Here is a 15,899-nt window from a genome sequence, read left to right on the forward strand (position 1 = left end):
GCAAAGGAATTTCTTCCGAAAAATGCACGGAGATTTTTCGGTTCTTCACTGGCAAACAGCGAAGATGCTCAGCCGTACCCGCCGGGGGGCGGACGGCTTATGAGGAAATATCAATGATACAGCATATCGACGACGCCAAATGCGTCGGCTGCGGCGTATGCGTGCAGAAGTGCCCTCTGGACGCCATCCGGCTCAATGAAGCGGGCAAGGCCTTCATCGCCTACCCCGACGACTGCATGACCTGCTATGTCTGCGAACGGCTCTGCCCTGCCGGAGCCATCTTCGTCCATCCTTTCAAGGAAAAGCTGCCTCCGGTCTTTCCGGGCCCCCGGTACGAGGCCGTGGAAGGGAACGATCTGAGAGACAAGGAGGCCTACCATGCCTAGAACCACGCATGTTGTGGAAAGCGATCTGCTCATCATCGGCGGAGGTTCCGCCGGCCTGTGGGCCGCCAAGCGTTTCACCGAGCTTCTGCCGGAAAAGAAGGTGGTCATCGTCGACAAGGGCCCCAAGGACTGGGGCGGACTCATGTCCATGGCGGGAGGCGACTTCGACGCCGTCATTCCCGGCGACGATCTCAATGCCTGGGTGGAAGACTTCATTTATTATTTCGACGGGCTCTGCGATCAGGAACAGATAGAAGAGCTGCTCCGCCGCTCCTATGACCGTCTGGAAGACTACCAGCGCTACGGCTGCGAATTCTTCCGCAAGGAAGACGGCACGCTCAAGAGCATTCCTCAGCGCGGCCTGCCCCACGTCAAGCTGTATCCGGCCAAGCTCGTGGGCCGGGGCGGGGAAGACATGGTGCGCAACCTTGTCCGTCAGCTGCGCAAGGCCAATGTGGAAAGCCTCGGCCGCATCATGGTGACCGACCTTCTGAAAAAGGACGGCCGCGTGGTCGGCGCCGTGGGCTTTGATTCCATAAACGGCGATTTCTACCGCTTCCACGCGCAGGTCGTCATTGCGGCCACGGGCGTGGGCGGCTGGAAGACCTCCTACGGCAAGAACACCCCCACCGGCGAAGGCGTGGAAATGGTGTGGAACGCCGGGGCCAGACTGAAGGACTTCGAGTTCAGCCGCGTGTGGAACATGCCCCGCTATTTCGGCTGGGAAGGGCAGACCAAGCTCATTCCCCTGGGCGCGCGCTTCATCAACTCCAAGGGCGAAGACTTCATGAAGAAGTATTCTCCCGTGCTCGGCGTGAACACCGACCCGCACTACATCACCATAGCCATGGCCATGGAAATCCGTGCCGGCCGCGGGCCCATCTATTTCGACATCAGCCACATCAATCCGGAAAACCTGATCCTGCTCAAGCCCCAGAACGGCTGGCAGCTCATGAACTATGAGAAGCTCTCCAGGCTCGGCATGGATCTGTTCCGCGACAACACCGAATGGCTGCCGCAGATGACCATTTCCTACGGCGGCATGGAAGCCTCCATCAAGGGCGTGACCAACGTGGAAGGGCTGTTTGCCGCAGGCACGGCCAGAAGCACGGAACCCGGCGTGTACGCCGGCGGCTTCGCCCTCATGAGCACCTCCGTCACCGGGCATCTTGCCGGTGAAGGCGCGGCCGAATTCCTCCAGTCCGCCGCGCCCGTGAACGGTGCGGAATGCGACGACGACGTGGACGCCCTGTGCGAAGCCATCTATGCGCCCCTGGGCCGCGAAGGTCTGGCCCCGCGCGATGTGCTCAAGAAGGTGCAGGCCGCCATGTTCCCCTATGATGTTTCCATTCTGAAAACGGAAGCCTCACTTCAGAGGGCGCTCGATGAAATCGTGCGCATCCGTACGGAAGAAGTGCCCGCCATGGCCGCATCCGACCCGCATTACCTGCTCAAGCTCAGGGAAGTGCGCTCCATGGCCTTTGTGAGCGAGCTGTACCTGCGCGCCTCCCTGGAACGCCGGGAATCGCGTGCCGGACACTTCCGCGAGGACTACCCCCACCGTTCCGAAGACGGCCTCGCCTGGCTCATCATCCGGCGCAAGGAAGACGGCGGCATGGAAATCAGCAGAAAGCGCGTTCCGCTGGAACGCTACAGCCGCCCCATCACCCGGTACTATCAGGATAACTTCCGCTTCACCTCCGAAGACCGCTAATCCGCATTTTTTCTCTCAGGAGACTTTACCATGGCTGCCACCAGCACCGCTCCCGCCGCGCCCAAAAAGCCGGACGTCATGTACTTCGTGCACACCGTCATCTGCCTTGCCATCATGTTCGGCTTCGGGCAGCTTTCCCCCATCGAACCCCTCACCCCGCTGGGGATGAACCTCATCGGCGTCTTCCTCGGCGTGCTTTACGGCTGGATCTTCATCGACATCATCTGGCCCAGCATCGCCGGCCTGCTCGCGCTCATGCTCGTCGGCGGCATGAAGCCCGGCATGCTGCTCAACAAGAGCTTCGGTGACCCCATCGTGGTCATGATGTTCTTCATCTTCGTGTTCTGCGCCACCATCAACTACTACGGCCTGTCCAAGTTCATCTCGCTGTGGTTCATCACCCGCAAGGCCGTGGCCGGCAAACCCTGGCTGTTCACCTACACCTTCCTCGCCTCCATCATGCTGCTCGGCGGCCTGACCAGCGCCTCCCCTGCGGCGGTCATCGGCTGGAGCATCCTGTACGGCGTGTGCGACGTGTGCGGCTACAAGAAGGGCGACGGCTACCCCACCATGATGGTGTTCGGCATCGTGTACGCCGCCCAGGTGGGCATGGCCCTCATTCCCTTCAAGCAGGCCGCCCTCACCGTCATGAGCGCCTATGAAACCATGTCCGGCACGCATATCGACTACGCCAAGTACATGTTCATCGCGCTTGTCGCCTGCGCCCTGTGCTCCCTGCTCTTCCTGCTCATCGGCAAGTACATCTTCCGTCCCGACGTGAGCAAGCTCGCCAGCCTCGACGCCAGCCAGCTCGACAAGGATCAGAGCCTGAGCCTCAACAAGGTGCAGAAGATGGTGCTCGGCTTCCTCTTCGCCCTGGTGGCGCTGCTGCTCATCCCTGCCTTCCTGCCCAAGGATCTGGCCATCGTCCGCTTCCTCAAGAGCATAGGCAACACCGGCATATGCATGTTCCTCGTGGGCCTCATGTGCTTCATCAAGGTCAACGGCAAGCCGCTGCTCCGCTTCAAGGCCATGGTGGACGACGGCGTGGCCTGGGGCATCATCTTCATCCTTGCCATGGTTCAGCCCCTCTCCGGCGCCATGGCCAAGCCCGAAAGCGGCATCACGCCCTTCCTCATGACCATGCTTGAACCGCTGTTCGGTTCCGGTTCCCCGCTGTTCTTCGCCGTGTGCATGGGCCTTCTGGCCACCATTCTCACCCAGTTCATCAACAACGGCGCCGTGGGCGTGGCTCTCATGCCCGTCATCTACAGCTACTGCACCAACATGGGCGTCGGACCGGAACTGCCCGTCATCATGGTGGTCATGGGCGTGCATCTGGCCTTCCTCACTCCTGCCGCCAGCTCCAGCGCCGCGCTTCTGCACGGCAACGAATGGGCCAGCACCAAGAGCATCTGGAAGTCCTCGCCCATCGTCATTCTGCTCTCCTGGATACTGATGAGCGCCGTCATCACCATCATCGGTTCCGCCATCTTCTAGCCTCCACGCCTGCGGAAAGTTCCGCCTTTCCGCAGGCGACAGCCATGTGCCGCAGCACGCGGGCGGGGAGCCCATGTTCGTCCCGTCCGCTTCAGCATGGGAATCGCAAAAGATCCCCATGCCTCCAGAGAGCGCCGCTCCGCCCCCGCGAAGCGGCGCTCTTCTTTCCCTGTCTTGCCCCTCCCCTGCTTCCCTGCTACCATTTCCGCGCCCCCTTCCGGCATCCTCCTCTTCTGCAAGGACATGTCATGACCGGCTCCGCCTCCTTTTCCCCGGAACACGCTCCCCTCGCGGACTTCATGTCCTTTGCCGTCCCCGTGGCGCGGGGCGATGTGGACGCATCCTCCGCCGTATGGCAGGAAATTCAGCGCGAAGGCACGAAAATCCTCTGTCCGGCGAAAAGCTTCATCGACCTTTCCGGCCCCCGGCTCTTCGACATGTACTTTCTGGAAAAGGGCAGAGTACGCATTCTCTTCGATACGCTGGACGGCAGGCAGCGCGCCCTCATGACCTTCGAGCCCGGGGGCATCTTCAACCTCGCCTGCGCGCTCACGCACAGAAACGCCTCCGGTCAGTACTACTGCGTGGAAGACAGCGTGATCTGGCGTATTCCCGGTTCCGTACTTCAGGATGCGCGCGCCGTTGCGGCCTGCCCCGCCCTTGCCGCCTACGCCCTCACGCAGATGGGCACCGTGACGCTCATACACAGCACCTTTCTTTCCGACATGCTCATGGATGAGTTCACCATCCGCTTCTGCCGCTACCTCGTCTCGCTTGCGGCAAGGCACGGCAGCACGGAATTTCCCCTCGGCCTTACACAGGAACGCTGCGCCGCCACTTTCGGCGTGCACAGAGCCACCCTGGGCAGAGCCATACAGTACCTGAAGCGTCAGGGCGTGCTGGAAAGCTTCCGCCGCGGCAGGGTGTGCATCCTCGACATGGAGCGCCTGCGCCGCATGGCGGGCGTCTGACGCATCTCACCCGCACGGGGCCTGTGCCCTCGCCTGCACGCGGCAGACTGCGGGGCCTTTCCTTGCACTCCTTTTCCAGAAAAAGAAAAAAAACTCCCGGAATGTCGCACGCGCGATATTTTCTCTTCTTCCTTTGTGAAATTCTGTACACGTCGTCCACCGGCGACATCCGCCGTACGAATGCTCACTTTTGCAAAGGAGAAGAATATGCCCCCGGTCATCAACACAGAAGCGTGTCTCGGCTGCGGCATCTGCGCCGACGTGTGTCCCCTGCAGGTATTCCGTCACAACAAGGTCACGGACAAGGTGCCCGAAGTGAAGCGCCCCTATGAATGCTGGCACTGCAACGCCTGCGTGCTGGACTGCCCGGCCCACGCCATAGAACTGCGCCTGCCGCTCACGCACATGCTGCTTTATGTGGACGCCGACACCCTGAAGCCCAGGGATCTGCCCGCACGCTGAAAGGCCTCGTGAACGTTCCTGAAAAACCGGTCATCCTCCGCCTCTTCCCTTCCGCCGCCCCCTGCCGGCAGACACGAAAACCTTCCGAAAAGGATGCACCGGCTCTCTCCCTCACACCGTATTTCTCCGGAGGTCATCCATGATCCCTCTCAAAAAGCAGTATGAAGCCGACGTCGCCGTCATCGGCGGCGGCATAGCCGGACTTATGGCCGCCATCGCGGCGGCGGACAAGGGCGCCCGGGTCGTTCTTCTGGACAAGGCCAACACGAAGCGCAGCGGCGCAGGCGCCACGGGCAACGACCATTTCCTGTGCTGGATTCCCGAAAAGCACGGCGACATCAGCGTGGTGTACAACGAGTTCATGGACAGCCAGAACGCCACGAGCAACGACACGCCCCTTGTCATGCGCTTTCTGGAGACCAGCCCGAAAATCGTGAACATGTGGAACGACTGGGGCATCAACATGAAGCCCACGGGCGACTTTCACTTTGAAGGGCACGCCTACCCGGGCCGCCCGCGCATCTTCCTGAAGTACGACGGCCACAATCAGAAGAAGGTGCTCACCGAACAGGCGAAGAAGCGCGGCGTGCAGATACTGAACCACGCGCCCGTGCTTGAGATGTTCCGCAACGAGGAAGGCGTGAGCGGCGTGCTCGCTCTGGACGTTTCCGGCGACGAACCTTCCTTCATCATGGTGCATGCAAAGGCCGTGGTGGCCGCCACGGGCTATGTGAGCCGTCTTTTCACCACCGATCCCACGCCGAGTCAGATGTTCAACACCAACATGTGTCCTTCCGGCACCGGCGATTCCATCGCCCAGGCCTGGCGCATAGGAACGTATCTGGTGAACATGGAAAAGACCTACCGTCACGCCGGGCCGCGCTTCCTCGCCCGCTGCGGCAAGGCCACCTGGATAGGCGTGTACCGCTACCCCGACGGAAGGCCCGTAGGCCCCTTCATCACAAAGCCCGATGTGGAAACCGGCGACATGACGAGCGACGTGTGGTCTTCGGCCTTCACCGATCTCAAGCTGAGCGGCCGGGGCCCCGCCTACATGGACTGCTCCGGAGCAAGCAGGGAAGACCTTGAGCACATGCGCTGGGCCATGAAGTGCGAAGGACTCACCGCCCTGCTGGACTACATGGACAAGGAAGGCATCGACCCGGGCAGGCATGCCGTGGAATTCGGCCAGTATGAAGCCAACCTGGTGACCAACGGCATAGAAATCGACATCAACGGCGAAAGCAACGTGCGCGGACTCTTCGCCGCAGGCGACATGATGGGCAACATCAGCGGCGACATCGGCGCAGCGGCCGTGTACGGCTGGATAGCCGGGCATCACGCCGCCGACTATCAGCACCTTGCCCTCGACGAAGGCATGCCCGCGCAGGCCGGGGAACGCATGGCCTTCTACAGCGCCATCTACGAACGCAAGACCGGCGCGTCCTGGCAGGAAGCCAACTTCGCCCTGCAGCAGATCATGACCGAATACGCCGACTGCGGCCCGCATCGCGTGCGCTCCGACACCATGCTCAGTGCAGGCATCAAGTACCTGGGCGACCTTCGCAGAAAAATGGAAAAGGAACTGTACGCCTCCGACGCGCACGAACTCATGCGCGCCGCGGAAGTCATCAACCTGCTCGACCTCGGCCAGGCGCTCATGGTCTCCGCAAGGGAGCGCAAGGAAAGCCGGGGACGTCACATCCGTTCCGACTACACCTTCACCAACCCCCTGCTGCGCGACAAGTTCCTGCGCGTCTGGCAGGAGAATGGCGAAGTGAAGATGGCCTGGCGCGACCGCCTCATCTGACGCTCTCCCGCTCCCCGGCTTCTGCCGCAGAAAGCCGGGGAGCCCTCTTCGCACAAGGAACGCTCTTTCCCGAACATCCGCCTCCGTCACCAGCCGCATCCCGCACCCATCCCCGAACGTTCGCCGCACACTGGAGATACCATGAAAACACTGTCCATGCTCCGCTGGCCGCTGACACTCATTCTGCCCCTGCTCATCTACTTCGCCGCTCCGGCGGACATCTCTCCCAAGGCTCCCCTGTTCATGGCCATGACCGGCATGGCCATACTGGCCTGGGCCTTCAACGTCTTTCCGGCCATAGGCGTGGCCGCCCTGCTCACCTTCGGCTACCTGCTGGGAGGCGTGGCTCCGGCGGAAGTGGTCTTCGGCCCGTGGACCACGGTTCTGCCGTGGATATCCTTTGCCGCCGTCATCATCGGCGAAGCCATGGACCAGACGGGCCTTGCGAGGCGTCTGGCACTCGGCTGCCTCACCCTGGCGGGCGGCAGTTTCACGGGGCTTCTGTGGGGCTTCTTCCTCGGCGGGCTGGCTCTCGCCCTTGTTCTGCCCTCCATCCTCGCCCGCATGGTGGTGCTCTGCGCCATCGCCTCCGGCATCGTCGACACGCTCAGGCTCAATCACAAGTCGCGCATGTCCTCGGCCATCATCCTCATGGCCTTCATGGCCGCCGCCGCGCCGCAGTTCCTGTTCCTGCATACGTCCGAAAGCTTCATCTGGGCCTTCACCATGCTCTTCAAGGACGGCACCACCGTGGACTTCTGGCAGTACGCCTGGCACGGCTCCCTGTTCTCCGTGGTCTACACACTGGCCTCCATGGCCGTCATCTGGTTCGTCAAGGGCAAGGAAAACCTCACCTCCATGGGCGACGCGCAGGCCTTCATCGCCTCCAGCCGCAGGGAACTCGGCCCCGTAAGCGCCAGAGAAAAGAAGCTCATGGTCATCGTTCTCGGCATGGTGCTCGCCTTCATGGTGCAGCCCTGGACAGGGGTCGATCCCGTGTACGTCTTCGCCGTGCTGGCCCTGCTCTGCTACATGCCCGGTATAAGCATCCTTTCCGAGGACAGCATAGGCAAGGTGGAAATCATGTTCCTCATCTTCATCACCGGCTGCATGTCCATCGGCTTCGTGGGCGGAACCGTGGGCTTCAATGCCTGGGCCGTGCAGCAGGTGCTGCCCTTCCTCCAGGGCTGGGGAGAAAACATGTCGGTCATCATCGCCTATGTTTCCGGCGTGGTGGTCAACTTTCTGCTGACGCCCCTTGCCGCCACGGCGGCCTTCACGCCCGCCATCGGTGACCTCGGACAGGCGCTGAACATGAACCCCCTGCCGCTGTTCTACGCCTTCCAGTACGGCTTGGATCAGTACATCCTTCCTTATGAGGCCGTGTACTTTCTGTACATCTTCATCACCGGCCGCGTGACGCTCGCCCACGTCATTCCCGCGCTCGCTCTGCGCGCCCTGATCTGCGGCGTGCTGCTCGCCTGCGTGGCCATCTCGTGGTGGCACTTTGTGGGCATCATGTAGGATGTCTGAGAACGCTCCGCCAGAGGGCCCGTATCCGGGGGATGCGGGCCCTTTCTTTTTCCCGCAGGCGTTCAACATTGACGCTGCGACGCTGTCGGGCTAGAATATCTGTTCCTTTCAAATACCCGGGCGTCATGCCTGCATCATATTGCCCACACGCAGATCCAAGGAAGTACCCATGCTCGATCTCAAACTGCTTCAGAAACAGCCCGAAGTGGTGGCCAAGGCTCTGGCCGACCGCCATTCCAGCATTTCCGTCGATGAATTCCTGGAACTCGACGCCCGCCGCCGCGCCGCCCTTACCGAAGTGGAAACGCTCAAAAGCAAGCGCAATTCCGAATCGGCCGAAGTGGCCCGCAGAAAGCGCGCCGGGGAAGACGCCTCCGAGCTCGTGGCCGAACTCGGCAAGCTTTCCGACCGCATCAAGGAACTGGACGCCGAAGCCTCCGACATCAAGGAAAAAGTCTATCAGTGGATGCTCAGCGTGCCCAACATCCCCGACGCCTCCGTGCCCGTGGGCCTGGATGAGAACGACAACCCCGAACTGCACCGCTGGGGCACCCCGCGCGAATTCACCTTCCCGCCCAGGCAGCATTTTGAAGTGGGCGCGGCCAGAACCGGCCTTGATTTTGAACGCGGCGCCAAGCTCGCCGGTTCCCGCTTCTGCGTTTCCCACGGCGTGTTCGCCCGCCTGGAACGCGCGCTCATGAACTTCTACCTCGATACGCAGACCACGGAATTCGGCGCCACCGAAATTCTGCCCCCCTTCATGGTCAATGCCGCCACCATGCTGGGCACGGGCCAGCTGCCCAAGTTCGAGGAAGACCTGTTCAAGATGCCCGCGTGGGACTACTACCTCATCCCCACCGCCGAAGTGCCCGTCACCAACCTGCACGCCGGGGAAATTCTTGAAGAAGATCAGCTTCCCCTGCGCTATACCGCAGGCACGCCCTGCTTCCGCTCCGAAGCCGGTTCCGCCGGCAAGGACGTGCGCGGCCTCATCCGCCAGCATCAGTTCATCAAGGTGGAAATGGTGCGCTTCGCCCACCCCGACAAGTCGTGGGAAGAACTGGAAAACATGCGCCGCTGCGCTGAAATCCTGCTGGAAAAGCTGGAACTGCCCTACCGCACCATCACCCTGTGCACCGGCGACATGGGCTTCGGTTCCGCCAAGACCTATGACGTGGAAGTGTGGCTGCCCGGTCAGAACACCTACCGCGAAATTTCCTCCTGCTCCAACTGCGTGGACTTCCAGGCCCGCCGTGCCAACATCCGCTTCCGTCCCAAGAAGGGCGGCAAGCCCGAGTTCGTGCACACCCTCAACGGTTCCGGCCTGCCCACCGGCCGCTCTCTGGTGGCCGTGATCGAAAACTATCAGCAGGAAGACGGCTCCATCGTCATCCCCAAGGTGCTGCGTCCCTACATGGGCGGCCTTGAAGTGATCACCCCCGACATGTAGTCCCCTTTCCTCTTCCGCCTTTTCCGGGAGACGGCTCTGCCGTCTCCCTTTTTTTATCCGCCTTCCGCGGCCGCTCCCCAAAGCGCGGGGAACATGTTCCGCAGACAGCCGATTCCGGCCCCCGCATGAGGAACACTCCGTCCTGCCGGATCCGCTCACGCAGGCAGGCCGCCTCCCCGCAGGCGAAGAACACGCCCTGAGGCCATCGGAAAAAAAACGGGAGACAGCCTCCCCGCGCACGGCAGAGCAGCCTGCCTGTGATCGGCCGACGGCTTCCGCCGCTCTCTGCAAAGGCATGCCCGCTTCCTTTCTCCAGAACCCTCGTGCGCATAGTTTCAAAACCATCGGAAACTTGTTGCCTTTCTTAGAACAACAGAAAAAAATTTTGAGCTTTACCTTACGCGGGCTTCTGCTTTTTTCTGAACAGAGAAGCCGTTTCCGGCTTCCTTTCTCTGCATACAGACAGGAGCCTTTTCATGAACAGACGCCAGTTCCTCTATGCCGGCGCCGCTGCGGCGCTTATGACGGCCCTGCCCTTCCGTGCCCGTGCGACGGAAGGGCCCATTGTCCATACTTCCAAGGGAGACCTGCGCGGTCTCGTCATCGACGGAGTGCATGTCTTCCGGGGCGTGCCCTGCGGCATGCCTCCCTATGAAGGCAAATACCGCCTTGCCCTGCCGGAACCCGTCGCCCCCTGGAAGGGCGTTGTGGAAGCCGGTGCCTTCGGCGACATTCCCCTTCAGCTCGGCAGAGGCGCGACGCCGAAGCCCGTCGGCGGGGGCGACTGCCTGCGCCTGAACATCTGGACGCCCGCGCCCGGCAAAAGCAACTGCCCCGTCATGGTCTACATCCCCGGCGGGGGCAGCACCACCTGCGACAACAACGACGTGCGTTTCGACGGCACGGCCTTTGCCCGCGACGGTGTGGTGCTCGTCACCATCAACTACCGCGTGAATGTGGACGGCTTTTTAAAGATTCAGGGCGTTCCGGCCAACCTCGCCCTGCGCGACATGATGTTCGCCCTGCGCTGGGTGCAGGACAACATCGCCGCCTTCGGCGGCAACCCCGGCAACGTCACGGTGTTCGGCCAGTCCGCAGGGGCCACGCACATCACCTCCCTGCTTTCCTCCCCCATGGCCCGGGGACTTTTCCGGCGCGCCATTCTCCAGAGCCCGGCGGCTCTGGCCCAGTACGACGCCGATCTTGCCTCCAGAGTCGCGGAAAGCCTGCTCGCCTTCTACGGCGTGGAAAACAGCCGCGAGGCCGTGGCCGCCCTTTCCCCGGAAAAACTGCTCTCCTTCCCCGCCTTTCTCGCCGCGCAGAACAAAAAGCCGGAATGGTGCCGCATGCTGGGCGGCAACATCGCCCTGTTCAAGCCCTATTATGACGGGGAAGTTCTGGAAAAGCGCCCGGTGGACGCCATTGCCGAAGGCGCCTCGCGCGATGTGGACATCATGGTGGGTTCCGCCGAGGAGGAATGGCGCTGGTATACGGTGCCGAGCGGAGCCATCGACAAGATAGGCGAAGGCGCGGTCAGGGGCTTTGTGGATTCCACGGGCTTTCCCGCCGACATCGTGGAACGCTACCGCAAGGCCGGACGCGGAAAAACGCCCGGCGAGCTGTTCACCGCGCTTCAGTCCGACTTCATTTTCCGCATGCCCGCCAACAAGGTGCTGGAAAGCCAGAAAAAGGCCGGAGGCAAGGCCTTCGCCTACTCCTTCGCCTGGAAGAGCGACGCGGCAGACGGCCGCCTGGGCGCGGCCCACAGCGTGGATCTGCCCTTTGTCTTCAAGACCCTGCACAAGGACTCCGCCCGTGTGAAAAACACCGTGGGCGCCAATCCCCCGGATACTCTGGCGGAAGCCATGCACGGCGCCTGGGTGCGCTTTGCCAGGGAAGGCAACCCCGGCTGGACGCCCTTTGATACCGAAAAGCGCATGACCATGCGCTTCAACACCGAAAGCGCGGAAGTCTCCGATCCGTGGAAGACGGAACGCGAAACCATGATCCTGAAGTAAACTCTGCCGGAAAGGACAGCCCTTTCCGGACAGACAAAGGCTCCCCGCCGGAAGGCAGGGAGCCTTTTTGTTCATGTCAGCCCCTTCCGCAGGGGATGCCTTCTACAGGAAGAACCTTCCGTTTCCCATGCCGCGCAGCGGAGAAAAAAGGCCCGGAGTCCTGCCGCTCTTCCCGCCCTTTCCGCCGCGGCGCTCATAGTCTTCCCGTATTCTGCGCTTCCAGTCTCCCTCTATGACGCCGTTCCGGGCAAAACAGGCACAGGCATGGGAGAGGGACTCGTACATGGTGCGCAACCCCTCGCCGTCGCAGATGAAATCCACGGCGTTTCTCTCGGAAAGGCCGAAATCCCGCGCCGCCTCCACGGCGTCGATGTTCGCGCCGAGGAAGAGAAATTCCCAGCCCTTTTCCTTCCTCTCCTCAATGAGCCTGCGCACATCCTTCAGGGTGAAACGGGTGCTGGCGTTCTCCAGCCCGTCCGTGGTGATGACGAAGAGCGTATGATCCGGCACGTCTTCCGGACGGATGTAGCGGTGTATGTTGCGTATATGCCGTATGGCCCCGCCCACGGCGTCGTACAGCGCCGTACAGCCGGAAACGTCATACTCCTTCTCCGTAAGCGCAGGAACCTCGCGGATGTCCCTGCGGTCGTGCAGCACGAAGCTTTCCTGGTTGAAAAGGATGGTGGAAAGAAGCACCGTTCCCCCGCTCTTCCTCTGCTTTTCCAGCATGGCGTTGAAACCGCCGATGGTGTCGGATTCCAGTCCCTGCATGGAGCCGCTGCGGTCGAGAATGAACACAAGTTCCGTAATGCCGTTCATAGTTCCTCCTCAAGGTTGTCGGCTTGTTAACCGCCTTATAGGGGAACATTCCCGGCATCAGGTCGCCGCTGCGGCGACAATATGCGGCCCTTCAGGCTCCGAGAAGAGGAAGGTCGAGCTCCAGAAGATATTCGTTGATGAGCATGACGTCGTATATCTTCGCCCGGATGCAGTATTCGATGACAAGGTCGAAGGCGTCACTCTTCGACAGGGCATAGCCCGCCCTGGCCAGAAATTCCCGCGCTTCCTCCTCGTTCAGCTCAAGGGCAAGGGCAAAGGCGAAGGCCGTTTTCCTGCTGGGGCGGTAATGCACGTCCTTCTGAATTTTGGAAAAGAGCTTTCTGTCGATACCCGCGCGGCGGTAGCATTCGGCATGACTCATGCCTTTTTCCCGGATCAGCCGGACAAGAGCCTCCGTAAAGCTTTCATCACGGGAGCGCACGGCCTTCTTCAGCGCGTCAAGTACCCTGCCCTTCGGGGATACCGCCTTCTGGAAACAGGTATGGACGCGCTCGAAGCGGAACTCCGGTTCCAGGTGCAGACGAGTATCCGTGCCCGGAAGTTCCGCGCGCTGAAAATCCTCTCCCCGGGAAGAGATGTAACGAAGAAGACATGCCTTAAAAGCAGGATCGATCACGGCCGTTCCCCGCAAGGACAGAAGGTCACAGAAAAAAACGTGCAGCCCACACGGCATGAGGCCGCCGGCCCGGCCGGCAGGAACACTCGGAAAACCTCCGGGCATGGAAAAACATCTCTGCCGGAACTTTACGGATAAAGAAAAAGGGCCTGCGGTATATCCGCAGACCCTGAAATTCTGGTGGAGATGAAGAGAATTGAACTCTTGGCCTCTTGAATGCCATTCCCTCTTTTCGTCTCTTTTTCCATACCGCCTTGTTTTGTTTTATATATAATTTCAACATATTACACAATAAAATTTTTCATAACAAATTTACCTTGGATTTGAAAAACTGGCACAAAACTGGCACAACTCTTCTATCTTGGGAACTTGATTAGGGCAAGAGGTTTTAGAAGCATGAGCAAAGATGAAACCTGGATACGACTCGAAAAAGGTATCCGGTGTAAAAAGCATCCGACCAGAAAACACGGTGTCAAACCGGACGCCTACTTTGTTCTCCGTTTTGCCGTAGATGGAAAAATGTATCAGGAAGCTCTCGGTTGGGCCTCGGAAGGAATCACTCTGGCTAAAGCCCGGGTGGAACTGGCTCGACTGAAAGAAGCTAAACGCCTCGGAGAAGGCCCCAGATCCTTACGGGAACGAAGGGATATCGCTGAAGCGGAAAGAAAGGCCAAAGAAGAAGAGGAACTTCAAAGGCAACGGAACCAGATTATTTTTTCTGATTTCTGGGCCAATACCTATCTTCCCTCTCAGCTCCATAAAGCCGACTCCAGTATGGTATCAGAAAAGGCACTCTGGAAAAACTGGATCAAACCGGCTATTGGCCATATCCCGATTGCCAAACTCACGGAGGATGATCTCGAAAGTCTAAAATGCAAAATGATCCAAAAGGGAAAAGCACCGGCGACCATCAAATACGCGATGGCCGTCATTTCTCAGGTATGGACGAAAGCAATGGATAAAGGAATCGTCAGTACTCCTTCTCCCACTCAAAAAGTCATACTCCCCAAAAAAGACAATCGAAGGCAACGGTATCTCAGCAAAGAAGAAGCCCATGAACTGCTGAACAGACTGAAAGATCGAAGCCCCACGATACATGACATGGCTATCGTATCCATGGAGTGTGGATTACGATTTGGTGAGATTACGGCGCTGACCTGGGCTGATTGCGACTTTGAAAAACGTCAGCTGTTTATCCGAGACCCCAAAGCCAAGGCCAACAGATTTGCGTTTATGACAAGGAACGTCTACAGCGTACTCTCAAAGCGGTATGAGAACAGAACCGGAAACCTTATTTTTCCTGATGAAAATGGCAACAGGATGGCTAAACCTTCACATACCTTCAAACGTATAGCCGATGAACTGTTCAATAAAAACATATCCGATCCAAGACTGAGGGTATGTTTTCATAGTCTTAGACATACCTTTGCTTCATGGCTTGTCGGTGGTGGAGTAAGTCTTTATGAAGTCAAAGAACTCATGGGACATGCCAGTATTGTCATGACTCAACGCTATAGTCACCTCTCTCCTGAAGGATTACGCGTAGCCATCAAAATATTGGAGGAGTGATTGGTAAAGGACTCTGAATGAATACTCATCTTTGTCATATCGCACAAGGACGAGGCATGAGAAGTATCATAGCCTTGTTTTTTACATGATATATTAACATACAACAGTATACATTTATAAAACAATTCGATATTACTTATGTAATTAAATTATAAAATAGTATATCAATATTATCAAATATTACACAAGATTGTATATTTTGTTGATAGACAATTAATAGTTATTTTCCACACCTTTGCATTATATTTATTTCAAAAAAGTATATTAATATAAGATATAGATAGATTTTTTTGCCACTCATCGGCATGTATATTTTCTTCTGAAGATACGAAAACTACTCTCCTATCGATTTTAGAGATGATACTCAGCTAATATATACCTATTTTTAACTTTACAAATTTGATTAAACGTCATAGAGATTTAGGTTCCTTTGCAGAGTCAGGATTACAACCTCAAATTGGTAAATGAGGTGTAATATGGCCGCATCGGTACTTTACGACAACCTGTCCAAGAGTCTTAACGATTACGAAACAAGAGCATCTCTTTCCAAAAAACTTGCTCTGTATGGAGTAGTTATTTCTGCTAAGACGATGGCAAACAACGATGCAGACAAGAAAAAAGAAGGAATAAAAAAGTCTTCTATTTCTCGTAATAAGGTTTACTATGAGAAGAAGGATATTCTTGAATGGGTAATCAAGAAATTCGGCGCATAGTTTTCCCTGCATCATCCTGCTATTTATAGCTGACCGGGCAGAAAGCTGCCTGCGATGATGAACTAGCAGTGTTCTTCATTCGCTTTTACCGATATCGGCATCTTGTTATGCCAGAATTAAGTGTACCAATTGAACAAGTAAAGTGTACCGATTTAACAAGTGCGGAAATAACCCACTGACTCTGCATCGATTCTTTCTTTCCCCCTTAACCTCCCCCGAAAAATTTTCGGGGGTTTTTTATTTTAGGCTATGTCACAACAAACAGTTGATAAATAGCCATTTTTATAGGGGAGTATCAGAACTCCCCTACAAACTGT

Annotated in this window: 13 protein-coding genes; 11 read left to right on the forward strand and 2 right to left on the reverse strand. The window is 58.2% G+C overall.

Features of this window, described 5'->3' with window-relative positions:
• The first annotated feature begins 113 nt into the window (after positions 1–113).
• The 9 genes from Q0K07_RS07185 (at position 114) to Q0K07_RS07225 (ending at position 11,844) form a co-directional block, all read left to right on the forward strand.
• Positions 114–386 (forward strand): ferredoxin family protein, encoded by a 273-nt coding sequence (locus Q0K07_RS07185; RefSeq protein WP_294558053.1) that lies wholly within the window; start codon positions 114–116, stop codon positions 384–386.
• Positions 379–2,100 (forward strand): FAD-binding protein, encoded by a 1,722-nt coding sequence (locus tag Q0K07_RS07190; RefSeq protein WP_294558055.1) that lies wholly within the window; start codon positions 379–381, stop codon positions 2,098–2,100. The genes Q0K07_RS07185 and Q0K07_RS07190 overlap by 8 nt, the downstream gene beginning before the upstream one ends.
• A gap of 30 nt (positions 2,101–2,130) precedes the next feature.
• Complete coding sequence (locus Q0K07_RS07195) at positions 2,131–3,600, forward strand: SLC13 family permease (protein WP_294558057.1); 1,470 nt, start codon at positions 2,131–2,133, stop codon at positions 3,598–3,600.
• Positions 3,601–3,848: 248 nt separating this feature from the next.
• The gene (locus Q0K07_RS07200) at positions 3,849–4,571 is read left to right on the forward strand and encodes a Crp/Fnr family transcriptional regulator (protein ID WP_294558059.1); all 723 of its coding nucleotides are present in this window, start codon (positions 3,849–3,851) and stop codon (positions 4,569–4,571) included.
• 207 nt (positions 4,572–4,778) lie between these two features.
• On the forward strand, positions 4,779–5,033 hold the full coding sequence (locus Q0K07_RS07205) for a ferredoxin family protein (RefSeq protein WP_294558061.1): 255 nt from the start codon (positions 4,779–4,781) through the stop codon (positions 5,031–5,033).
• A 139-nt stretch (positions 5,034–5,172) separates the two neighbouring features.
• Positions 5,173–6,843: an FAD-binding protein gene (locus tag Q0K07_RS07210; RefSeq protein ID WP_294558063.1), complete on the forward strand. Its 1,671-nt coding sequence runs from the start codon at positions 5,173–5,175 to the stop codon at positions 6,841–6,843.
• A 141-nt stretch (positions 6,844–6,984) separates the two neighbouring features.
• A complete protein-coding gene (locus tag Q0K07_RS07215; RefSeq protein ID WP_294558065.1) occupies positions 6,985–8,367 on the forward strand; it encodes an SLC13 family permease in 1,383 nt (460 codons plus the stop codon).
• Positions 8,368–8,545: 178 nt separating this feature from the next.
• Entirely contained in the window at positions 8,546–9,826 is a 1,281-nt protein-coding gene (gene serS / locus Q0K07_RS07220) for a serine--tRNA ligase (protein WP_294558067.1), read from the forward strand.
• A gap of 476 nt (positions 9,827–10,302) precedes the next feature.
• Positions 10,303–11,844 (forward strand): carboxylesterase family protein, encoded by a 1,542-nt coding sequence (locus Q0K07_RS07225; protein WP_294558069.1) that lies wholly within the window; start codon positions 10,303–10,305, stop codon positions 11,842–11,844.
• A gap of 102 nt (positions 11,845–11,946) precedes the next feature.
• On the opposite strand, the gene Q0K07_RS07230 is transcribed toward Q0K07_RS07225, so the two are convergent.
• Positions 11,947–12,663: a vWA domain-containing protein gene (locus Q0K07_RS07230; protein WP_294558070.1), complete on the reverse strand. Its 717-nt coding sequence runs from the start codon at positions 12,661–12,663 to the stop codon at positions 11,947–11,949.
• Between the two features lie 91 nt (positions 12,664–12,754).
• Complete coding sequence (locus Q0K07_RS07235) at positions 12,755–13,300, reverse strand: hypothetical protein (RefSeq protein ID WP_294558072.1); 546 nt, start codon at positions 13,298–13,300, stop codon at positions 12,755–12,757.
• 396 nt (positions 13,301–13,696) lie between these two features.
• Between Q0K07_RS07235 and Q0K07_RS07240 the strand changes: the two genes are divergently transcribed.
• A complete protein-coding gene (locus Q0K07_RS07240; RefSeq protein WP_294558074.1) occupies positions 13,697–14,869 on the forward strand; it encodes a site-specific integrase in 1,173 nt (390 codons plus the stop codon).
• Between the two features lie 476 nt (positions 14,870–15,345).
• Positions 15,346–15,582, forward strand: a complete 237-nt coding sequence (locus Q0K07_RS07245) for a hypothetical protein (RefSeq protein ID WP_294558076.1) — start codon at positions 15,346–15,348, stop codon at positions 15,580–15,582.
• Positions 15,583–15,899 lie beyond the last annotated feature (317 nt).

This window comes from uncultured Mailhella sp., from assembly GCF_944324615.1.
GTDB lineage: Bacteria > Desulfobacterota > Desulfovibrionia > Desulfovibrionales > Desulfovibrionaceae > Mailhella.

Bases quoted from the DNA above. Each gene is read 5' to 3' on its own strand.
- Q0K07_RS07225 (WP_294558069.1), top strand. From the start codon at position 10,303: ATGAACAGACGCCAGTTCCTCTATGCCGGCGCCGCTGCGGCGCTTATG.
- Q0K07_RS07200 (WP_294558059.1), top strand. From the start codon at position 3,849: ATGACCGGCTCCGCCTCCTTTTCCCCGGAACACGCTCCCCTCGCGGAC.
- Q0K07_RS07230 (WP_294558070.1), bottom strand. From the start codon at position 12,663: ATGAACGGCATTACGGAACTTGTGTTCATTCTCGACCGCAGCGGCTCC.
- Q0K07_RS07205 (WP_294558061.1), top strand. From the start codon at position 4,779: ATGCCCCCGGTCATCAACACAGAAGCGTGTCTCGGCTGCGGCATCTGC.
- Q0K07_RS07185 (WP_294558053.1), top strand. From the start codon at position 114: ATGATACAGCATATCGACGACGCCAAATGCGTCGGCTGCGGCGTATGC.
- Q0K07_RS07195 (WP_294558057.1), top strand. From the start codon at position 2,131: ATGGCTGCCACCAGCACCGCTCCCGCCGCGCCCAAAAAGCCGGACGTC.
- Q0K07_RS07215 (WP_294558065.1), top strand. From the start codon at position 6,985: ATGAAAACACTGTCCATGCTCCGCTGGCCGCTGACACTCATTCTGCCC.
- serS (WP_294558067.1), top strand. From the start codon at position 8,546: ATGCTCGATCTCAAACTGCTTCAGAAACAGCCCGAAGTGGTGGCCAAG.
- Q0K07_RS07190 (WP_294558055.1), top strand. From the start codon at position 379: ATGCCTAGAACCACGCATGTTGTGGAAAGCGATCTGCTCATCATCGGC.
- Q0K07_RS07210 (WP_294558063.1), top strand. From the start codon at position 5,173: ATGATCCCTCTCAAAAAGCAGTATGAAGCCGACGTCGCCGTCATCGGC.
- Q0K07_RS07240 (WP_294558074.1), top strand. From the start codon at position 13,697: ATGAGCAAAGATGAAACCTGGATACGACTCGAAAAAGGTATCCGGTGT.
- Q0K07_RS07245 (WP_294558076.1), top strand. From the start codon at position 15,346: ATGGCCGCATCGGTACTTTACGACAACCTGTCCAAGAGTCTTAACGAT.